Consider the following 19,473-nt stretch of genomic DNA (forward strand, 5'->3'; position numbering starts at 1 on the left):
GAACGTGTTTGACGGACTGAAAGACAAGCTCAGTAGCTTCCGGAAGGACGTCGAGGAGTCGGCGGAGGACGAGGCGACCGCCGAGGCCGAAGCGCCGACCGACACCGAGATCGAGGAAGCCGCGGACGCCGCGACTGGCGACGACGACCTCGCCGATGCGGAAGCCACCGGAAGCGAGACTGTGGGGGCTGGCTCGAACGAGACGGTGGAGACCGCCTCGAACGACGTGGAGGCTGCGGACACCGAAGATGCCGGAGCGGGGGTCACCGAGGACGACGACGCCGGTTCAAACGAACCGAGTACCTTCCAGCGCGCGAAGGCGTTCGCGACCGGTCGGATCATCATCGAGGAGGAGGACCTCGAACAGCCCCTCTGGGACCTCGAGATGGCGCTTTTGGGCAGCGACGTCGAGATGAGCGTCGCCGAACAGATCCTGGAGACGGTGCGGGAGAACATGCTCGGCGAATCACGCAAACAGGTCGAAACGACGGGCGAACTCGTCGAGTCGGCGCTGTATGACGCCCTGCTCGAGGTGATCGCGGTCGGACAGTTCGATTTCGAAGAGCGGATCGCCGAAGCCGACAAGCCAGTCACGCTCGTTTTTACCGGCGTCAACGGCGTCGGCAAGACCACCTCAATCGCGAAGCTCTCCGAGTGGCTCGCCGACCGCGGCTACTCGTCGGTGCTCGCGAACGGCGACACCTATCGAGCCGGCGCGAACGAACAGATCCGCGAGCACGCCGAGCGACTCGACCGCGAACTCATCGCCCACGATCAGGGCGGCGACCCCGCGGCGGTGATCTACGACGCCATCGAGTACGCCGCGGCCAACGACGTCGACGTCGTCCTCGGCGACACCGCCGGCCGGCTCCACACGAGCGACGATCTGATGAGCCAGTTGGAGAAGATCGCCCGCGTCGTCGACCCGGACATGACGATCTTCGTCGACGAGGCGGTCGCCGGCCAGGACGCCGTCAACCGCGCGAAGGAGTTCAATTCGGCCGCGAAGATCGACGGCGCGATCCTGACGAAAGCCGACGCCGACTCCTCCGGCGGGGCCGCCATCTCCATCGCGTACGTCACCGGCAAGCCGATCCTGTTTTTGGGAACCGGACAGGGCTACGACGACCTCACCCGGTTCGACCCGGAAGCGCTCGTGGAGAGCCTGCTCGGGGACTGATACGCGTCGTTTTCGGCTGTTTTGGATTAAAAAAACAGTCGCTCACTCGTAGGCGGCGATGCCGGTGAGGTCCTGTCCGAGGATCAGCGTGTGGATGTCGTGGGTACCCTCGTAGGTGTAGACCGTCTCCAAGTTCGCCATGTGACGCATCGGCGAGTAGTCGGCGGTGATCCCGTTGCCGCCGAGCATCTCGCGGGCGATCCGCGACTGGTCGCGAGCCATCCGGACGTTGTTGCGCTTGGCCATCGAGACGTGTTGGGGGCGGAGGTCACCGCGCTCTTTCAGCTCCGCGAGCCGATAGGCGAGCAGCTGGCTCGTCGTGATCTGTGTCGCCATCTCCGCGAGTTTGTCCTGTTGCAGCTGGAACCGCGCGATCGGCCCGCCGAACTGATCGCGTTCAAGCGCGTATTCGCGGGCCTCCTCGAAGCAGTCGCGTGCGGCACCGACCGCACCCCACGCGATCCCGTAGCGGGCCTGCGTGAGACACGAGAGCGGCCCCTTCATTCCGCTCACGCCCGGCAGGCGGTTCTCCTCGGGAACCCGGACGTTCTGGAGGCTTATCTCGCCGGTGATGGAGGCGCGAAGCGAGAGCTTCTCGTCGATCTTGTTCGTCGTCACCCCGTCGCGGTCGGTCTCGACGAGGAATCCGCGGACGGGGCTGTCCTCCGCGGACGTCTCACGGGCCCAGACGACCGCGACATCGGCGATGGGCGAGTTGGTGATCCACGTCTTCGAACCGTCGAGGACGTATTCGTCGCCGTCCTTTTCGGCGCGCGTCTCCATCGCGGAGGGGTTCGAGCCGTGTTCGGGTTCGGTCAGCCCGAAACAGCCGACCTTCTCGCCACGCCCCAGCGCGGGGAGCCACCGCTCCTTCTGTTCGTCGCTGCCGAAGGCGTGAATCGGATACATCACGAGCGCGCCCTGCACGCTCGCCATCGACCGAAGTCCGGAGTCGCACGCCTCAAGCTCCTGCATCAGGAGGCCGTAGGCGGTCTCGGAAACTCCGGGGAGGCCGTAGCCGTCGAGGTTGGGCGCATAGAAGCCGAGCTCGCCCATCTCGGGGATGATCTCGGTCGGGAACGTGCCGGCCTCGAAGTGTTCGGCGATGTCGGGTCGGACCTGTTCGTCCACGAACCGTCGGGCGGTGTCGCGGATCAGTCGCTCCTCGGAGTCGAGGTCGGCCTCGAGCCCCACGTAATCCAGCATGATCGAAGCTGAGCGTTCGGTCGACAAAAACCGTTCGGGATGGGCGTGTCATCGCCGGACACGAGGACCGTCGTCGGTGACGAACGTGGGCGGTCGCCATCGACGAACGTGGGCGGTCGCCATCGACGAACGTGGGCGGTCGCCATCGACGAACGTGGGCGGTCGAAACGATCGGCGATCAGCCGTCGGGCGATACGTCGGAAGCGGCACCGTCCGAGCGATAGCCGTCGTACAGCGCCCGCGCTTTCGGGACGATCCCCTGACGGAAGTATAAAAAGAGGACGACGAGGAGGACGCCGAGCGCCGCGGTCCGCCACTGGCCGATCTCCCCGAGGAACTCATCGAGGAGGACGATGGCCCCGGCCCCGACGACCGGTCCGAGAAGGGTGCGTGACCCGCCGAGCACGAGCATGACGAGCACCAGCACGTCGATCGCTTGGAACTCGAACATCGACGGCAACACGTACCGTTCAGCCTGCGCATAGAGGGGACCGACGACGCCGACCGTCCCGGCGGCGAGCGCGCCGGCGAACACCTTCGTCCGGACGACATCGATACCGGCAGCCTCCGCGGCGACCGGGTCCTGTCTGACGGCGTCGAAGGCCGCCCCCCAGCGGGAGTTGCGGAGCCACGCGTACCCGACGAGCGACGTGAGCAGCACGCCGAGGAGGACGTACGTGAAGAGGATTCGTTCATCGATACCGACCGCCGCCGCGAGCGGCGCGACCGAGAGGCCATCGAAGGGGAATCCAGTGCTCCCGCCGGTCACCTCGCGGGCACCGACGAACGTTTCGACGGCGGCGAGCTGCAGCGACAGCGTGAGGATGGCCAGAACGATCACCGTCATGCCGCGACGGGCGGCCACGTAGCTCACCGTCGCGCCGAGCGCGCCAGCAGCGAGCGCGCCGAGCGGAAGCGTCGCCCACGCGGAGATACCGGCGGCATCCGCGATCAGCGCGGTCGTGTACGTCCCGATCCCGGCCAACGCGCCGAGGAAGAGAAACAGCTGGTCGGTGTGTGCGAACGCCACGTTGAGCGCGACGGTGAGCGTGGCGAACACGAGGAAAAGCGAGACGATCCGGAGCTGGTAGGTCCCGCCGCCGGCCGTGACGAGCAGGGGGAGCGGGAGGAGCAGGAGCGCGAGCGCGCCGATCCGCGTCACGTCGCCGCGGGTGATCATGATATCTCCTCCGGTCGGGCGATGAGGACGGCGACGGCGACCGCGAACAACAGGACGTTTGCGAGGTACGCGCCGACGATGAAATTCGCTGCGGTGATCACGAGCCCGAGACCGAAGCCGGCGAGGACGGTTCCCCGCAGGTCGCGGACGCCGCCCACGATGGCGACGATGATCGCGAAAACGGTCAGCTCGAAGCCGGCCGAGACGGTCACATCGGAGCTCGCTGCCCGGAGCAGCCCCGCGATCCCCGCGAGGACGAGGCTGACCACGAAGATGATCGTGCGGATCCGACGCGGATTCACGCCGCAGAGCAGCGCGCCGGTCTCGTCGTGGACGACGGTCCGGGTGGCGGTGCCGAGTTGGGTGCGGTCGAGAAAGCCGAAGAGCCCGACGAGGACGGGTATCGCGACCGCGAAGGTGAGAAGCGTCGATCCCCGGATGCCGATGCCCGCGAGTTCGACGCCGGGAACGCCGTGTGCGAGCGAGTAGGTGAGCGGCACGTAGACGAACATGATCCCGTCGAGCGCGATGGCCAGCCCGAGCGTGACGAAGATCCCGAGCACGATCCGCTCTTCGCCCTCCGAACGATAGACGCTCGAGAGCAACGTCCGGTCGACGACCAACCCGAGGACGGCGACGACGACGAGGCCGGCGACCGCACCGACGGCGACGCTGCCGACCGCGCCGCCGACGGTAACTGCGACGACGACGGCGATGACGGCGAAGCTCCCGAGCGCGAGGTTGAGGACGTTGCCGAGCCCGAACACGAGCGTGATGGCCGCACCCAGAAGCGCGAACGAGAGTCCCCGGGCTAGCCCGTCGATCGCGAGTTCGATCCCCGTCGAGAGCGCCATTCGTTTCCGTCTGTCGGTCACCCCCCGATCGGTATGTCTCCTTCGATACGTTGCCACCGATGGTCGATCCCGATCATGGACGGTCGGATCCGTACAGCAACGAAAGGAATTTCACACCGGAACGAGGAATAACGGTATGCTTGAAGTCGACGGGATCACGCGGACCTACGGCGGGTTGACCGCCGTCGACGACGTCGGGTTCGTCGTCGAGCCCGGCGAGATCGTCGGTGTCATCGGCCCGAACGGCGCCGGCAAGACGACCCTTTTTAACGCCGTGACGGGCGTCGATGCACCGGATTCGGGGTCCGTGCGTCTCCACGGCGAGGAGCTCGTCGGCGCGCGTCCGAACGCGGTCTGCCGCGCGGGGCTCGCGCGGACCTTTCAGTCGGTACGGACGTTCGATGAGTCGACCGTTCGCGAGAACGTGCGCGCGGGCGCACTGTTCGGTGGCGGCCACGATCGCCCGACGGCAGAGACGGAGACCGAGGCGGCACTCGAACTCGTCGGCCTCACGGCGGACGCCGACAGACACGCCAGCGATCTCCCGATCGCGGCGCGAAAACGGGTCGAGCTCGCGCGGGCGCTCGCAAGCGACCCGGACGTGCTGTTGCTCGATGAGATCGGCAGTGGACTCACCCCCGTCGAGATCGACGCACTCACCGAGACGATCGTCCGGATCCGCGACGAGCGAGGCGTCGCCGTCGTCTGGATCGAACACGTCACCGACGCCCTCTTCGACGGCGCCGACCGCGTGCTCGTCCTCGATGACGGCGCGCTGATCGCCGCGGGAACCCCGGCAGAGATACGGGCGAACGATCGCGTGGCCGAGGCGTACCTCGGGGGCGGATCGCAGGGGACGGACGCCACGGCGTCAGGAACCATGGTGATGGAAGCCGACACCGCGGCTGCCAGCACGGCGGAGGCCGCGACCGACGGCGGGGGCGACGGGGCGGAGCCATCACCGTGATCCGGGTCGAGGACGTCGACGTCGCCTACGGCGACTTACAGGTATTGTGGGACGTCTCGATGGAGGTCCGCGAGTCGGACGGGGTCGTCGCGCTCGTCGGCCCGAACGGCGCCGGCAAGTCGACGCTGCTGAAGGCGATCTCCGGGCTCGTGCCGGTCGCCGACGGCCGGATCGAGCTCTTCGGCGAGGACGTCTCGGGACTGAGTCCCGAAGGGATCGTGAAACGCGGGTTCATCCAGGTTCCGGAGGCCAGACACCTCTTCGACGGGATGACCGTCGAGGAGAACCTCCGGATGGGCGCGTACACCCGCACGGACGACACGACGGAGACGCTCGCGGCGGTCTTCGAGCTGTTTCCCGTCCTCGAGGAGCGCCTCGATCAGCACGCCGGCACGCTTTCTGGCGGTGAACAGCAGATGCTCGCGATCGGTCGGGCGCTCATGGCCGATCCTGAGGTACTCGCGTTGGACGAGCTATCCGTCGGGCTCGCCCCACAGCTGGTACGCCGCACGTTCGAGGCGGTCGCCGAATTGAGCGAGGAGCTGACGGTCATCCTCGTCGAACAGCACGTCGACGAGGCGCTCAGGCTCGCCGACAGAGGATACGTGTTGGAGAAGGGCCGAATCGCGGCGACGGGAACCGGGAAGGAACTGCTCGAAAGCGACCGCGTCCGGACGGCGTATCTCGGCTGAGGCAACGGTCGAACGCGATTTTTCAGTTTTCGATGAAGTCGTACTCGTCGGGATCGAACCCGTCAAGCGGACTGGACCGGACGGTCTCTTCGAGCCGCCACTCGCCGTCGGGATAGTAGTCGGGCGCGTCCGCCTCGAAGGCGCTGAGCATATGTCTGAACCCGTCCAACTCACCCCACTCGGTGTATCGGATCGGCTCTGCGAGGAGCGTGTCGAACTCGATCCCACGGATCGCCGCTGCGATCTCCGCCGGGTCCGCCTCGTCCGCCTCCTCGATGGCGGCGGCGATGAGCTGTCCCGTCAGGTAGCCGTACGCCTCGTGGGTGTCGAAGCGGGCCTCCTCCGCCGCGACGAACCGCTCGGCGACGTCGGCGAACGCCTCGCCGAACGGGTCGCTGACGTGGAGGTGGAGAAAGCCCTCGGTGGCGTTCTCGCCGAGCCCGCTGGCGAGGACGTCCGGCGGGAGTCCGGCCCCGGTGGTAAGCTCGGGGTCGAGCCCGATCTCGAGCGCCTGATTGTGGATGGCGATGGACCCCGGTGGGTGACCCGTCGCGACGAGCAGATCGAGGTCCTCCGGGAGGTCGCGGAGGAACGGGGTGAAATCGTCCTCGCCGACCGGCGCGGTCGCGATCTCAAGGGTGACATCATCCGGGATCAGCGATTCGAGGCTCGCTTCGAGGGTCGTTCCCCATTCGTAGTCGCCGATGATCGCGCCGACGGTGTCGTAGCCACGCTCCTCGATCAGTTCGATCTGTGGCAGCACGTCCGAAACGGCCGGCTGTGAGCCGACGCGGAAGGTGTAACGGGTATCCTTCGGGAGGATCGTGTGTGAGCCGGCCATGTGTAACACCACCGGCACCGACAGCTCCTCGGCGGTCTCGCGGGTACGAAGCCCCACGTCGCTCGAAACCGGGCCGGTGATCGCGACCGCGTCGTCCCGCTCGACGAACCGTCTGAAGTCGGTGTCGGCCTCGCCGGCGTCGCTGCCGGTGTCGGCCGTCTCGACCACTAAATCCCGACCGAGGACGCCGCCGTCCTCGTTGATCTCCTCGACGGCGAACGCCAGTCCGGCCTCGTGGGCCTGTCCCCAAGCGGCGAAGTCGCCTGAGAGCGGCTGTAACGCGCCGATCGTGAGCACGTCGTCATCGCCATCATCACCCAGACAGCCCGCGAGGGCCGCCGGTCCGACCGCCGCCGCGGCCGCGGCCACCCCGCCGGAGCGTAGAAACGTTCGCCTGCTGGCCGGTCTTCGCTCGTGTGTCATGTCTTCCCGCTCGGGTATGTGTCCGTTAGTACCTTACGGATCCGTGCATCGATGTACGAACCTGTACGTGGGGGTGGATGCCGATACGGACGATCACGCCCCCTCGTCGACACGATCGGTCAAGCCCCCTCGTCGACACGATCGGTGCTCACGACGTAGATGCCGGCCGCCATCATCGCCCCGCCGAGCAGGAAGCCGGTGCCGAGCGGCTCCCCGAGGAAGGCCGCACCCAGCGCCGCGCCGACAACGGGCTGGGCGAAGAGGAACACCGCGACCGTGCCGGCATCGAGATACTCCAGGCCTTTATACCAGCAGTACCACGCGACCGCGGTGCCGGCGACGCCGAGGTAGACGATGGCCGCGAGCACCGGGAGCGTGAACGCATCGAGGCCGATCGAGGCGTCGGTGAAGTGGAGTTCGAGGGGGACGGCGAGCGCGAACAGCGGGACGACGAGGGCGGTGGAGTACGTCGCCGTCTCCAGCGCCGAGTACCGGCGGATCAGCGGCGCGCCCCAGACGGTGTATCCCGCCCAGGTGACGCTCGCGAGCACGAGCATCGCGATCCCGACGCCGGCACCTGCACCGAGCGTCGAGGGGTCGTGTCGGCCGGCGACCACCACGGCGGTGCCGACGAGCGCGGCGAGGACGCCGGCGGCACGGCGGAACGTTACCGATTCGCCCAGCACGAGCACGCCCATGAGGACGGTGAAAACCGGCGTCGTGACGGTGATCAGCGAGCCCTCGCCGGCGGTCGTGAGGTCCGTTCCGAGAAACTGCGTCGCCAGCGAGACGGCGAGCCAGATGGCGATCACGCCGAAGCCGTACCAGTCACGCCGCGAGAAGGAGCGGTCGGGATAGTAGCGCCGAACCACGACGAGTAACGTCGCCGCGCCGAGCGAGACGCGAATGAACGCGAGCGTGATCGGCGGGATGGCCGCGAAGGTCCACTTGCTCACGACGTAGAGGCCGCCCCAGAGAACGGCGGCGACGAGCGGAGCGAACGCCCACGGCGTCCGTCGCATCGAACGAGACCGACGCACGTCGGTCACGGATCCCCGTGGGCTCGCCGCGTGGAGGTCGATCGGTCGATGGAAGTCGGTCGATCGGCGGGGGTCGATCGATCGATGGAAGTCGGTCGATCAACAGGAGTCGGTCTATCAGTGGGAGACGACACGGCGATCAGTCGTCGCCGGCGGCCCGGACGGCGTGGCGATCGGTTTCATCGGCGCGGACAGCCCGTGCGTACGCGACGAAGTTGTCGAAGATCGATTTGACCGCACAGGCCGCCTCGTACTGCGCCGAGTCGATCCCGGCGAGCACGTCGTCGACGCGTGCGTCGCCGAGCCGTTCGCGTTTTCCCTCGGTCACGTTGCGGGCCGTCTCGATGTCGTACTCCGGATGGAACTGGACGCCGAAACAGTGGCCCTGCCGGAACGCATGGACGCCGTACTCGTTTTCCGCAAGCAGGCGTGCGCCCGGCGGCAGGTCGACGACGGTGTCGCCGTGGGTGGTGAAGACGGTGAACTCCTCGGGGACGTCCGTGAAGAGCTCGTCGCCGCGATGGCGGACCGTGTTGTAGCCGATCTCGAAATCGTCCATGCCGGCGACCCGTCCGCCGAGCGCCTCCGCAAGCACCTGATGGCCGTAACAGACCCCGAGGATCGGGACGCCGTCCGCGGCCGCCTCGGCGACGTACTCGATGAGCGGCGGGATCCATGGTTTATCCCAGTAGACCGAGGAGCGCGACCCCGTGATCACGACCCCGTCGAAGTCGGTGTGCTCCGGGAGGTGGCCGTCCGTTGCGTCGAACTCGGCGAGGTCCGCGTCGAGTTCCCGCCGGAAGTTCCGGCGCGTGTCCGCCCCGTCGTGGGCGGCGTTCAACAGCGCGAAGCGAAGCCGTGTCATTGTTCGCTGAAACGGTATGGCCGGTCAAAACCGTTGTGCCCACGCGAAACGCTACCGGGAGTTCGGACGGGATGGGCGGGGATGGAGCGGGCGAGGGGCGGAGACGGTGTGACGCAAGCGCTAAAACCAACCCCGCTCAATCGAAAACCGTCGAATGCTAGGGTACGAACTGGGTGTCGTCCTCGCCGTCGGGATCTTCACGGCCGTCGTCTGCGGCGTGGGAACCCTTCCGTTCTTCTTCGTCGATGAAATAAGCGACCGGCTGACGGTCCTCCTCTGGGGGTTCGCCGGCGGCGTCATGCTCTTCGCGTCGCTGTTCGGGTTCATTTTCGAGGGCCTAGCGGAGGGGACGCTCGCGGAGGTCGGCATCGGCCTCCTCATCGGCGTCGTGGTCGTCGTCGTCGCGGACCGACTGATCAGGGGTCACGAGTTCGCCCCGCGCGAGATGGCCGAGGCGGACTTCAAAAAACTCGTGCTGATCGTCGGCGTGTTGACCGTCCACAGCTTTCCCGAGGGGGTCGCGTTGGGGGTCGCGTTCGCGGACCTCGGGATCGAAGGCGATCTCGTGCTCGGCGGGCTCGCGATCCCTTCACTGGCGGTGTTTATTACCGTCGCCATTTCCCTCCAGAACATCCCCGAGGGCCTCGCCGTCGCGATCCCGTTAAAAACGTTCGGCGTGCCGAACTGGCAGATCTTCGGGTGGGCGGTCTTTACGAGCATTCCCCAGCCGCTCGGCGCGGGGATCGCGTACGTCTTCGTCGTGTTGGCACGGGAGTTCCTCCCTTACGGATTCGGCTTCGCCGCCGGGGCGATGATCTATCTCGTCCTCCACGACCTCTTCCCGGACGCGCTCGAACACGGCCGTGAGGCCGGCCTGGTAAACGGCGGCCGTCGACAGCTGCTCATCGGCATCGCCCTCGGCGTCGTGCTCATGGCGCCCATTCTGATACTCACCGAGTGAGCGAGACGGCGGTCCGACTGACGCCTGATGGTGTTGGCTGACGTCCGTCGGTGCCGGTCGGTGCCGGCAGAGGTCATCTTCGGCCGCCCGACGGTGGTTTTAGGACGCTGCCGTCCGTATCCCGATCATGAAGGTCACGGGGCCGTGGGACCGGCACCGAATCGACGAGTTCCTCGAAGGTGCCCGCATTCCCGTCCGGATCGGCTGTCGCACGCCCGCCGGCGACCCGTGGATCGTCTCGTTGTGGTTCGCGTGGGACGGCACTATCCACTGTGCGACCGGCGCGAATGCGGACCTCATCGGATTCCTCTCCCACGACGACCACGTCTCCTTCGAGATCTCGACGAACGATCCGCCCTATCGGGGCGTTCGTGGGCGCGGGACCGCAACGGTTGAGCCCGACATCGAGAAGACACAGCTTCGTGCCCTGTTCGACCGCTACCTCGGCGGCACCGATAGCGATCTCGGCAGGCGATTGCTCCGACCTGAACGGGAGGAGATACACATCCGCATCGAGCCCGAGCGGCTCCATACGTGGGATTTCACGGGCCGGATGCCGTCGTCGCCAACCCAGTAGACGCCGGGAGTTCGACCGTCCGAACGCGGAGGGAGTTCGACCGTCCGAACGCGGGAGGCGATCAATCGAAGCTGAGCGGCTTCGCCTCCGCCCACCGCGGCTCGAACTCCGCGGCCACGTTCGTCGCGAACTCGACGTCTTTTAAATCGATCATCGCGAACGGCTCCTCCTCGGAGAGCGGATGTGGCACCTCGATACAGACCTCGATGCCGTCGAAGACGTTGAACGTTCCCGTGACGTCCGGAGCGGTCCGCACCTGAAACCCCTCGGTTTCGGCCAGCGTCGCGGTGTACCGACGACCGACGCTTCGTGGAAGCTCGTCGACCGCCGTCGGCGAGAGCAGTACCCGAACCGTCACGCCGCGATCGAGTGCGTCCTCAAGCGCCGCCGTCACCCGATCGCCGACGGTTCCCAGATCGAGACCCGCCGCCGGCGCGCCCGCGACGACGATCACGTCGCGCTCGGCGGCCGCGATCCGTTCGAGCAGCAGGTCGATCGTCTCCTCCGCACCGAGCGCCGCGGTCCAGAACCCGCTGTCGACTGGTTCACCGGATTCGAGCTCCGTTTCGAGCTCGGAGACGACCTCCTCGTACTGTTCCACCTGCGCTTCGAGTTCGCGTTTCCGTTCCGAAAGGAGCCGATCGAGCGCGGCATCGGGCTCGACGGCGACGTATTTTTTCGGGCGGCTTGCGGCCTGACTGCGAACGAGGGTGTGACCCTCCAAGCTGTTGAGCACGTCATAGATCCGGCCCATCGGGACCTCGCTCGCCCGTGAAAGCTCTTTTGCGGTCGTCGGACCGGTCCGTAGCAACGCCCGATAGGCACGGGATTCGTACTCCGAGAGCCCGAGGTCACGTAGGGATGCCATGGGGTAGTATTTGCTGAGGAGGATAAAAACACACCGACAGTTTACACGTGGAGCGCGTGGTCGCAGTGGTCCTTCCCGTGCCGGTTCGACAACCACCCGCTACCACGTGTTTCAACCGTTGTTCGGACGCGACGATATCGTCTCCGTGACACGGCCCATCAACTCGTCCGGCGTTGTCGCCGCCGCTGAGACGGATCCATCGGCGAAAACCACGGCTTCCCCCTCATCGACGGGTTCGGGCGTCGGCGCGTCCGCACGATGGGCGTTCGGGACGACGACCTTCTCGTGATCGGCGACCCGCCAGGCGGCCCGGTGGAGATCACTCCCCGGTTCGGTGCCAACGACGACGACGGTCGTGCCACGGAGGAGGCGGCCGGCGAGGCTACCGTAGCCGGCCACCTGGACGCCGAGCCGTTCGGTCGCGCCCGCGAACGCCTCGGCGGTCTCGCGGGCGACCTCACGGTAGCGCTCCTCGCCGGTCAGCGCCGCGAGGTCACAGAGCGCGGTCGCCATCTCCACGTTGCCGTCGAGCGGACGGAACGGTCTGTCGAGCAGCCCCGCACCGGATCGGGGGCCGTCGACGAACGAGCCGTCGACGTGCAACTCCTCGATGGCCCGGTCGGCGACCGTGCGGGCGATCTCGGCACCCTCACCGAGCACGCCGGCGGCACGGGTGTAGGCGGCGACGACGCGCGCGGCGTCCTCCAAGAGGTCCGTCTCGCCGACCTCGTCGCCGGCGCGGTAGCGCGTGACGGCACCCGTCTCGGCGTCGATGAGGTCGCGTTCGAGGCCCGCGAGGATCCGTTCGGCGTACTCACGTGGGCGGTCCGCATCCGTGTACGCCGCGAACGTGAGCAGCGCGTCCGCCGCGAGCGCGTTGCCGCCGGCGTAGACGGTGAGGTCCCGGCGGGGGGGATCCAGTTCCGCCCGCTCGTCGGCCGGGGCCGCGTAGTAGGCGCGTCCGAGTCCCGGCCCGAGGCTGCCGCCGACGCCGTAGCCCGTCCAGAGGTCATCGGTGAGGAAGCCGATCGCGTCCGCCGCCGGGTCGCGATAGGCCGCCTCGCCCGTATAGAGGTAGGCGTTCGCGAAGGCGCGCGTCACGGCCGCGTTCGTATCTATCGGCTTCTCGTAGGCGACATCAGCCCATTCACGGGTGCCGGCGAAGCGGAAGAAGCCGCCGTCGACGTCATCCGCGAGGTGATCCCGGACGGCATCGAGCGTCCGGAGCGCCCGTTGTCGATCACGTTTGAGCGCGAACTCGACGGTCCGGGGGAGCGGAAACTTCGCGTCCGTCCCCCAGCCGGCGTGCTCATCGTCGTATTTGACCTCCAGTTGGCCCGCGAGGTGGCCCTCGATCGCCTCGCTCACCTCCCCACGTGGCGGCAGGTCGGCATCGAGCGCTCTGGGAACACGTCCGGCCCCCCGGCCCTTTTCGTTCCACATTTGACGGACCGATTCGAGCACCCCCCGCATCCCGTCGGGGGCGAGGTAGCCGGCACCGGTGAGCAGCTCGCCCGTCGGCGTCAGGAAGGCGGTCGTGGGAAACCCGCCCATGTTGTAGCGCTCGCGGACGCGGGGGTTGCGGTCGACGTCGACGCGGATGGGGACGAACCCCTCGTTGACGTTCGCGGCGATCCGTGGCTCCGCGTAGGTCGTCGCGTCCATCTCGTGACAGCCCGTACACCACGTCGCCGACAGCGAGAGCAACACGGGGCGGTTCGACGACGCCGCCTCGGCGAACGCCTCCGGTCCCCACTCGCGCCACTCGACGTACGTCCCGTCGGTCATGCCCTCGGGTCGGGGTCGCCCGCGGGTAAGCGCTTCGAGAGCGTTCCGGTTGACGACACACGATCCGGCAGGTGATCGATACGAGCCGAAGCCGGGGTCCTCCGGCAGGAAACACTTATGCCCGCTCCACGTACCGGCGCGTATGACACGGCTCACACGGCGGACGGGTATGCGGCGGCTGGCCGCGCTCGCGTTCCTCCCGCTTGCCGCCTGCATCGACGAGCCGGGTGACGGCGCGGACGACGGTGAACCGGACGATGAAAACGGCGACCCGGCCGCGTCGCTTACGACGGACGTACATCACGTGGACGCGTGGTCGGTCGGCCTCGACTGGGACTATCGGGAGCGCCCGGGGGTCTGTCTCCTCATTGAGGACCCGGACGATGCAGTCCCACTACTGGAGGACGTCGGTGAGGGGACCGAGGCGTTCGTGCGGGAGACCGACTTTTCGGAGTCGGCGCTTTTATACGTCGAATCGATCGGCCCCGACGCGTGTCACGACCGGCTGGCGTTCGAGGAGTTCTCGTTGGAGAAGGGCACCGTCGTCGGCGAGGCCGCCGTGGTCGGCACCGCCGATGACGACGAGGTCTGTAGCACCGTGCTCACCTACCCACGGGCGTTCGTCCGGGTGACCGCCGACCCGCTTCCGGCGGCCGCCGAGATCACGCTGACGGACGGCAACGGCGAGCAGGGAACCGTTCGATCCGACGACGACGCCGTCGAGCCCGACCCGGCCGATTGAGCCGGTCGCACCGAGCGCGCTCGTCGGAAACCACTTTACCGTCGCGCCGAATGGGTCGGGACATGACCGACCTGATGGCGCGTCCAGTAATCCCGGTCGCGAACGAGACCGACGCGGAGACGACGTATGCCGCGGCAGCACCCTATCTCGACCCGGATTCGCGGCCGCTGCTCGTCAACGTGATCGAGAAGGCGGGCGGCGCGCCCGACAAAGCGAGCGTCGAGCAACGCCGGGAGGTCGCCGAGGCGGCGTTCGCGGCGTTCGCCGAACTCGCCGCCGCCGACGGCGTCGCGGTCGACGAGGAGATCCGATACGACACGGATGTCGTCGACGCGATCGTCGGCGCCGCGACCGACTCCGACGGGACGGCGATCGCGTTCGTCTCGCGGGGTGGCGGCCGGATCGTTCAGTTCCTCTCGGGCGGCGTTCGCTCGAAACTTATCGCTGACCCAACCCTTCCGGTCGTCGTGCTCCCGACCGTCGAAGGGTAACGGGACGGTATCGATGCGACCGACGGCACTGGCGGCCCCGAGTTCACACCCCGTCGCTGCCACCCGCGGGACCGTCCTCGCGATGGAGGTAGAGGTAGATCAGGACGGGGATGATGGTGAACACGAGCGTCGCGAGGAACCACGCGATCGGCCACTTGCTCCCGCGCGCTTTCGCGTCCCGGTAGATCCAGATGGCAACCAGAAGGAGGATGCCGTACACCGCCACCGTCACGGGTAGCGACCAGATCACCCCAATTTCGACGGGAACCGGATTCATACGCGGGATCCGACGGCGGGTAAAAAGAGCGTAGCGATCATTGCTGCGAGGGTATGGGGGCCGGCCCGGCCCCTCACCGCCAGGGCTGTGACTCCGCGGTGAGCTCGCCCGCGAGGTCACGCCGCATCGCGTCGGCCGGGTCTGCGACGTTCGCAAGCGCCCACATGAGCTTCACCTTCGCCGTGCCGGGGAGCGTGTCGCCGGCCTCGATCACGCCCGCATCGAGCAGGTCGCGTCCGGTGTCATAGACGCGATCGCAGACCCGGCCCTCCAGGCACTGGCTCGTCATGACCACGACCGTCCCGTCCGCGACGAGCGACTCGATCCGTGGGATGAGGTCGGTGTGGACGTGGCCGAGGCCCGTCCCCTCGATCACGACCCCCGCCTTCCCATCGAGGTAGTCCCACGCCGCGGGGTCCATCCCGGGCGTGAACTTCACGAGTTCGACGTCGCGTTCGAGATCGAGTGCGGTCTCGACCGCGGTGTTTCCATCCTCCTCCGGTCGAGGTGTCGGCTCCCGATTCCAGGTGATCGTCTCGTCGGCGGGGTCGCCGTCTTTGCCCGCCTCGCTGGCGGCGTCATATGGGATGATCCCGAGCGGCTTCGCGCCGACGGTCTCGAAGGCGTCACGTCGGGAGGTGTGGTTCTTCCGAACGCGGGTGCCACGGTGAAGCGCACAGGCGTCGTCGTCGGAGCTCGCGTGCATACAGACGAGCGTCTCGACGTGATCGGCCTTGGCGGCCTCGACGGCACAGACCGCGTTCATGACGTTGTCGGAGGAGGGACGGTCCGCCGAGCGCTGGCTCCCGGTGAAGACGACGGGGACCGGCACGTCGAGGGTGAACGAGAGCGCGGCGGCGGAGTACTGCATCGTGTCGGTGCCGTGCATGATGACGACCCCGTCCGCGCCGGCTGCGACCTCCTCGGCGACGGCCGCGGCGAGGTCGCGCCAGATGGAAGGGTCCATGTTCTCCGAGAGGATGTTGGCGACGACCCGCCCGCGGTAGTTCGCACGGCCGGCGAGTTCGGGGACGGCCCGGAGGACGTCCTCGGCGTCGAACTGCGCGGTGACCGCGCCGGTTCGATAGTCGACGGTGGAGGCGATGGTGCCGCCGGTCGAGATGAGCGAGATCGTCGGCAGGTCGTCATCGAAGGTGATCTCGGAGGCGGCCGTCGCGGCGTCGCCCGGCTCGGCGGCCGCATCGTCGCCAGCGGTCTCATCGGCCGATCCGCCGCCGTCGACGTCGCGTGCGCCCGACTCCAGCACCTCGACGGCCGCCTCCTCGCGGTCGATACCGACGTTGTAGCCGCCGTCGAGTTTGATCACGAGGTGATCCCGCGTGCTGGAGGGCAAGAGCACGCCCTCGTTCGTGACGTCCCCGCGGTCGACGCGGACGCGATCTCCCGGATGCATGCCCCCGGATTTCGGTTCGGCGGACTTGAATCCAACCGTTCGCGGGCGGCGGTGGGCATCACCATCGTCATTTTCGGTATCGTTCACTCGCTCGCTCCAATACGCGACGACACAAGATTCTTAACCACTTTTTACGAACGGTCGCTGTGGAGCACAGTCTCTTCATCGCGTACGTAGCCGTCCATCTGCTTTCGGTCCTGTTTGCGGGCACCTTCGGCTACTGGGCGATAGCCCGCAGCGAAATGCGATCGAGGCGCTGGTTCGGCCTGCTCATGGCTGGTGTGGCCGTCTGGGCACTTCTGGCGACTGCGGGACTGTTGATCGTTGATTACTCGACGTTGGTCATTCTGCAGATCGCTTCGTTTGGCATCGGTCTCATGATGCCGATCCTCTGGTTGCTCTTCACCGCCGATTACACCCATCGACCGACCCGGTCCAACACCGTGATTCGGGGCTTCGTCGTCGTCTATCTTCTTCTGCTCATCACGGCACTTACGACGCCGTTTCACGGCTACTATGCATCGTTTACGCTCCATCGGGAACCGTTGGTGCATCTGGAGATCATCTCGGGGCCGGTGCGGTTCGTGGCGATCGCGTATATATTCGCAGGAATGGTTCTCGGGACCTACTATTTAGCAGGTCTTCTCGAACGGGGACGGTCCCAGATAACGACATCGACGCTCATCCTCGCGGGCTCCGTCCTCCTCGGGATCGTTCCGTTCATCGCATCGATACTCGGGATCGGCCCAGTCCCGACCTACGACCATACGCCGTTCGGGATCTCGGTATTCGTCCTCGGTGTCGGATACGTCGCGTTTCGATATGATTTCTACGCGCTCGATCCGATCGCCCGCGACATCGTTATCAACGACATCGCGGACGCAATCCTCGTTTTCGACGACCGTCTTCGGCTTCTCGATTACAACACAGCGGCGAGATCTATCGTGTCCGATCTGGACGACGGTCGTCTCGGCACCCCGTTGTCGCAGCTGCATCCGGATCTGGCGGCGTTGATCGGGGAGACATCGGACGGACAGGAAATGGAGCTGACGGTCCCGGACGTCGATGGGGATAGATACTACCTGGTCAAGACCTCCGAGATCATGCTCCGGGTGGAGCCGATCGGCACCGTCGTCGTCCTCCGTGACGTCACCGAGCTTCGGGAACGTGAACGGCAGCTCGCCCGGCAAAACGAGCGGCTCAACCAGTTCGCCAGCGTGGTCTCACACGACCTCCGTAACCCGTTGAACGTCGCGATGGGCCGTACGGCACTCGCCGCGGAGGAGTGTGACAGCGAGCACCTCCCGGACGTGAGCCGAGCGTTGTCACGGATGGAGACGATGATAGAAGACCTGTTGATCCTGGCCCGTGAGGGAAAAAGCGTCGGCGAGCGGGAACGGCTCGATCTCGAGGAGGTCGCCATCGCGAGTTGGCAGCACGTGGAGACGTCCGAGGCGACGATCACGATCGCTGATCCAGCGACGTTTCTCGGTGATCGGAGCCGGGTCATCCAAGCGTTCGAAAACCTGTTTCGCAACGCGATAGAGCACGGCGGCGACTCGGTGGCGGTCGTCGTCGGCATCACGGACGACGATCGAGGGGTATTCGTGGCCGATACCGGCCCGGGGATCCCCGAGGAACGTCGTGAGGAGGTGTTCGAGAGCGGATTCACGACGAACCGCGAGGGAACGGGGTTCGGGCTGGCGATCGTCAAGCAGATCTGTGATGCACACGGGTGGGATATCTCCGTGGCCGAGGTCGACGCCGGTGGTACGCGCTTCGAGATCACCGGCATCGACTCGATCGAGCGGTGATGCCCGTCGGTCGAGACCGACGATGGCACCGCCGTTCGATCGAGCCAGTACGCCTTTTAAACACGCCCGCGAGGGTCCGGTATGAACCGAAAGACGCTCGCGCCGATGATCGACCACACCACCTTGGGCCCTGAGACGACCTGGGACGACGTGAAACGCGTGTTGGACGAGGCGGCCGACCACGGGATGAACGCCTGCATCCCGCCCTGTTACGTCGCCGACGCGGCCAACTACGCGAACGCGCCGGACACGCTCGCGACCGTGATCGGCTTCCCGCACGGGCAGTCCTCGATGCGGAGCAAACACGACGAGGCCGAGAACGCGTGGAACGACGGGGCCGACGAGTTGGACCTCGTGATCAACGTGGGTCGCCTGCGCGCGGGCGAGGACGATGCGGTCGCCGCCGACATCGCCGAGGTCGTCGCCGCCGTCCCCATCCCGGTGAAGGTGATCATTGAGACCGCCCTCTTAAGTGAGGAGGAGAAACGCCGGGCGTGTGAAGCGGCCGTCGAGGCCGACGCCGACATGCTGAAGACTTCCACGGGCTTCGCCGACGGCGGCGCGACCGTCGCGGACGTCGAACTGCTCGCCGACCACCTCCCCGTGAAGGCCTCCGGCGGGATCGGATCCTACGAGACGGCCGTGGAGCTGATCGAGGCGGGTGCCGACCGGATCGGGGCCTCAAGCGGCGTCGACATCCTCGCGGGCGCACCGGAGTGATTCGGATGCGATAGCGGGTTTCACAAGCAAGCGCCGCCGCCGAGTATATAAACGACTACGACACCCACCCACTACGTTCGGCGCGCCCGCTCAGCGCCGATATCGGCGCTGAGCGGACCGCGAGGGAGGTGGGCGGACGCCGGACGCCTCTCGGCGTCCGCCCACCGAGGCTGGGGAGGTTCGAGGTCATCGCCGGGCGAACACGGCCGTCGTGATCGGTACGATTGATGAACGACAGGGCCTGTCGCTCCGCTCGCCCATCGTGCCGGTCATCAATCGTACCGATCACCCGTCATCCCGGTGCCCAAACTGCCTCTTTATCCCGTTTCATGGCATCCGAGACGTATGGCAACCGAGCAACAGTACGAATACAGGTGTGTCGCGATCGTCGGATTCGGCGGGAAGACGACCCGTATATTAAACGAGTATGCCCGGGACGGCTGGGAACTCGTCGAGGTCACGTGGATCTGGCACTACCTCAAGCGACCGGTCGACTGATGGCTCCGCTCTTTCGCGTCCATTAGTCGGTCGCGGCCGGTCCAGTACATACGCCCGTGGAACGCCTTCCGACGG

At 66.8% G+C, this 19,473-nt stretch carries 20 protein-coding genes; 10 read left to right on the forward strand and 10 right to left on the reverse strand.

Annotated features, from left to right (window positions below; genetic code table 11):
- Window positions 1-4 precede the first annotated feature (4 nt).
- Window positions 5-1,180 carry a signal recognition particle-docking protein FtsY gene (gene ftsY / locus CHB65_RS01195; RefSeq protein WP_089383216.1) on the forward strand — a complete coding sequence of 392 codons (1,176 nt, stop codon included), beginning with the start codon at window positions 5-7 and terminating at the stop codon, window positions 1,178-1,180.
- A 42-nt stretch (window positions 1,181-1,222) separates the two neighbouring features.
- On the opposite strand, the gene CHB65_RS01200 is transcribed toward ftsY, so the two are convergent.
- The 3 genes from CHB65_RS01200 to CHB65_RS01210 all read right to left on the reverse strand — a co-directional run bounded on the left by CHB65_RS01200 (window position 1,223) and on the right by CHB65_RS01210 (window position 4,441).
- Window positions 1,223-2,386, reverse strand: coding sequence for an acyl-CoA dehydrogenase family protein (locus tag CHB65_RS01200; protein ID WP_089383217.1), 1,164 nt, complete (start codon window positions 2,384-2,386; stop codon window positions 1,223-1,225).
- Between the two features lie 178 nt (window positions 2,387-2,564).
- Window positions 2,565-3,566, reverse strand: coding sequence for a branched-chain amino acid ABC transporter permease (locus CHB65_RS01205; RefSeq protein WP_089383218.1), 1,002 nt, complete (start codon window positions 3,564-3,566; stop codon window positions 2,565-2,567).
- A complete protein-coding gene (locus CHB65_RS01210) occupies window positions 3,563-4,441 on the reverse strand; it encodes a branched-chain amino acid ABC transporter permease (RefSeq protein ID WP_245809882.1) in 879 nt (292 codons plus the stop codon). The genes CHB65_RS01205 and CHB65_RS01210 overlap by 4 nt, the downstream gene beginning before the upstream one ends.
- A 115-nt stretch (window positions 4,442-4,556) precedes the next feature.
- On the opposite strand from CHB65_RS01210, the gene CHB65_RS01215 reads away from it, so the two are divergent.
- Together CHB65_RS01215 and CHB65_RS01220 are read left to right on the forward strand one after the other, a co-directional pair.
- Window positions 4,557-5,387, forward strand: a complete 831-nt coding sequence (locus CHB65_RS01215; RefSeq protein WP_089383219.1) for an ABC transporter ATP-binding protein — start codon at window positions 4,557-4,559, stop codon at window positions 5,385-5,387.
- Window positions 5,384-6,079 carry an ABC transporter ATP-binding protein gene (locus CHB65_RS01220; RefSeq protein ID WP_218818904.1) on the forward strand — a complete coding sequence of 232 codons (696 nt, stop codon included), beginning with the start codon at window positions 5,384-5,386 and terminating at the stop codon, window positions 6,077-6,079. The genes CHB65_RS01215 and CHB65_RS01220 overlap by 4 nt, the downstream gene beginning before the upstream one ends.
- Before the next feature lie 22 nt (window positions 6,080-6,101).
- Here CHB65_RS01220 and CHB65_RS01225 read toward each other — a convergent pair whose 3' ends face one another.
- From CHB65_RS01225 to CHB65_RS01235, 3 genes are all read right to left on the reverse strand, one after another.
- Window positions 6,102-7,343: an ABC transporter substrate-binding protein gene (locus tag CHB65_RS01225; protein WP_089383221.1), complete on the reverse strand. Its 1,242-nt coding sequence runs from the start codon at window positions 7,341-7,343 to the stop codon at window positions 6,102-6,104.
- Between the two features lie 119 nt (window positions 7,344-7,462).
- Window positions 7,463-8,365, reverse strand: coding sequence for a DMT family transporter (locus CHB65_RS01230; protein WP_089383222.1), 903 nt, complete (start codon window positions 8,363-8,365; stop codon window positions 7,463-7,465).
- Between the two features lie 157 nt (window positions 8,366-8,522).
- Window positions 8,523-9,248 (reverse strand): type 1 glutamine amidotransferase, encoded by a 726-nt coding sequence (locus CHB65_RS01235; protein WP_089383223.1) that lies wholly within the window; start codon window positions 9,246-9,248, stop codon window positions 8,523-8,525.
- 154 nt (window positions 9,249-9,402) lie between these two features.
- Between CHB65_RS01235 and CHB65_RS01240 the strand changes: the two genes are divergently transcribed.
- Window positions 9,403-10,209: a ZIP family metal transporter gene (locus CHB65_RS01240; protein WP_089383224.1), complete on the forward strand. Its 807-nt coding sequence runs from the start codon at window positions 9,403-9,405 to the stop codon at window positions 10,207-10,209.
- Window positions 10,210-10,336: 127 nt separating this feature from the next.
- Window positions 10,337-10,786: a pyridoxamine 5'-phosphate oxidase family protein gene (locus tag CHB65_RS01245; RefSeq protein WP_089383225.1), complete on the forward strand. Its 450-nt coding sequence runs from the start codon at window positions 10,337-10,339 to the stop codon at window positions 10,784-10,786.
- Window positions 10,787-10,847: 61 nt separating this feature from the next.
- Here the strand turns inward: CHB65_RS01245 and CHB65_RS01250 are convergent, their stop codons facing one another.
- Both CHB65_RS01250 and CHB65_RS01255 read right to left on the reverse strand, forming a co-directional pair.
- Window positions 10,848-11,654, reverse strand: coding sequence for a TrmB family transcriptional regulator (locus CHB65_RS01250; RefSeq protein ID WP_089383226.1), 807 nt, complete (start codon window positions 11,652-11,654; stop codon window positions 10,848-10,850).
- A gap of 111 nt (window positions 11,655-11,765) precedes the next feature.
- Entirely contained in the window at window positions 11,766-13,442 is a 1,677-nt protein-coding gene (locus CHB65_RS01255) for a DUF255 domain-containing protein (RefSeq protein WP_089383227.1), read from the reverse strand.
- Window positions 13,443-13,584: 142 nt separating this feature from the next.
- On the opposite strand from CHB65_RS01255, the gene CHB65_RS01260 reads away from it, so the two are divergent.
- Window positions 13,585-14,184 carry a hypothetical protein gene (locus CHB65_RS01260; RefSeq protein ID WP_089383228.1) on the forward strand — a complete coding sequence of 200 codons (600 nt, stop codon included), beginning with the start codon at window positions 13,585-13,587 and terminating at the stop codon, window positions 14,182-14,184.
- Between the two features lie 62 nt (window positions 14,185-14,246).
- Window positions 14,247-14,675: a universal stress protein gene (locus tag CHB65_RS01265; protein WP_245809883.1), complete on the forward strand. Its 429-nt coding sequence runs from the start codon at window positions 14,247-14,249 to the stop codon at window positions 14,673-14,675.
- Window positions 14,676-14,718: 43 nt separating this feature from the next.
- Here the strand turns inward: CHB65_RS01265 and CHB65_RS01270 are convergent, their stop codons facing one another.
- Together CHB65_RS01270 and gatD are read right to left on the reverse strand one after the other, a co-directional pair.
- A complete protein-coding gene (locus tag CHB65_RS01270) occupies window positions 14,719-14,952 on the reverse strand; it encodes a hypothetical protein (protein WP_089383230.1) in 234 nt (77 codons plus the stop codon).
- A 73-nt stretch (window positions 14,953-15,025) separates the two neighbouring features.
- Window positions 15,026-16,366, reverse strand: a complete 1,341-nt coding sequence (gene gatD / locus CHB65_RS01275; RefSeq protein ID WP_089383453.1) for a Glu-tRNA(Gln) amidotransferase subunit GatD — start codon at window positions 16,364-16,366, stop codon at window positions 15,026-15,028.
- Between the two features lie 146 nt (window positions 16,367-16,512).
- On the opposite strand from gatD, the gene CHB65_RS01280 reads away from it, so the two are divergent.
- The 3 genes from CHB65_RS01280 to CHB65_RS16700 all read left to right on the forward strand — a co-directional run bounded on the left by CHB65_RS01280 (window position 16,513) and on the right by CHB65_RS16700 (window position 19,398).
- Window positions 16,513-18,180, forward strand: coding sequence for a sensor histidine kinase (locus CHB65_RS01280; protein ID WP_089383231.1), 1,668 nt, complete (start codon window positions 16,513-16,515; stop codon window positions 18,178-18,180).
- Window positions 18,181-18,261: 81 nt separating this feature from the next.
- Window positions 18,262-18,900: a deoxyribose-phosphate aldolase gene (deoC, locus tag CHB65_RS01285; protein ID WP_089383232.1), complete on the forward strand. Its 639-nt coding sequence runs from the start codon at window positions 18,262-18,264 to the stop codon at window positions 18,898-18,900.
- Between the two features lie 345 nt (window positions 18,901-19,245).
- Complete coding sequence (locus CHB65_RS16700) at window positions 19,246-19,398, forward strand: DUF4177 domain-containing protein (RefSeq protein WP_143420332.1); 153 nt, start codon at window positions 19,246-19,248, stop codon at window positions 19,396-19,398.
- Window positions 19,399-19,473 lie beyond the last annotated feature (75 nt).

It is taken from the genome of Halorubrum vacuolatum, assembly GCF_900188065.1.
GTDB lineage: Archaea > Halobacteriota > Halobacteria > Halobacteriales > Haloferacaceae > Halorubrum > Halorubrum vacuolatum.

Coding starts and splice junctions, on each gene's coding strand:
- CHB65_RS01265 (WP_245809883.1), top strand. CDS start 14,247: ATGACCGACCTGATGGCGCGTCCAGTAATCCCGGTCGCGAACGAGACC.
- gatD (WP_089383453.1), bottom strand. CDS start 16,366: ATGCATCCGGGAGATCGCGTCCGCGTCGACCGCGGGGACGTCACGAAC.
- CHB65_RS01235 (WP_089383223.1), bottom strand. CDS start 9,248: ATGACACGGCTTCGCTTCGCGCTGTTGAACGCCGCCCACGACGGGGCG.
- CHB65_RS01225 (WP_089383221.1), bottom strand. CDS start 7,343: ATGACACACGAGCGAAGACCGGCCAGCAGGCGAACGTTTCTACGCTCC.
- CHB65_RS01260 (WP_089383228.1), top strand. CDS start 13,585: ATGACACGGCTCACACGGCGGACGGGTATGCGGCGGCTGGCCGCGCTC.
- CHB65_RS01240 (WP_089383224.1), top strand. CDS start 9,403: ATGCTAGGGTACGAACTGGGTGTCGTCCTCGCCGTCGGGATCTTCACG.
- CHB65_RS01270 (WP_089383230.1), bottom strand. CDS start 14,952: ATGAATCCGGTTCCCGTCGAAATTGGGGTGATCTGGTCGCTACCCGTG.
- deoC (WP_089383232.1), top strand. CDS start 18,262: ATGAACCGAAAGACGCTCGCGCCGATGATCGACCACACCACCTTGGGC.
- CHB65_RS16700 (WP_143420332.1), top strand. CDS start 19,246: ATGGCAACCGAGCAACAGTACGAATACAGGTGTGTCGCGATCGTCGGA.
- CHB65_RS01205 (WP_089383218.1), bottom strand. CDS start 3,566: ATGATCACCCGCGGCGACGTGACGCGGATCGGCGCGCTCGCGCTCCTG.
- CHB65_RS01230 (WP_089383222.1), bottom strand. CDS start 8,365: ATGCGACGGACGCCGTGGGCGTTCGCTCCGCTCGTCGCCGCCGTTCTC.
- CHB65_RS01255 (WP_089383227.1), bottom strand. CDS start 13,442: ATGACCGACGGGACGTACGTCGAGTGGCGCGAGTGGGGACCGGAGGCG.
- CHB65_RS01200 (WP_089383217.1), bottom strand. CDS start 2,386: ATGCTGGATTACGTGGGGCTCGAGGCCGACCTCGACTCCGAGGAGCGA.
- CHB65_RS01250 (WP_089383226.1), bottom strand. CDS start 11,654: ATGGCATCCCTACGTGACCTCGGGCTCTCGGAGTACGAATCCCGTGCC.
- CHB65_RS01245 (WP_089383225.1), top strand. CDS start 10,337: ATGAAGGTCACGGGGCCGTGGGACCGGCACCGAATCGACGAGTTCCTC.
- CHB65_RS01215 (WP_089383219.1), top strand. CDS start 4,557: ATGCTTGAAGTCGACGGGATCACGCGGACCTACGGCGGGTTGACCGCC.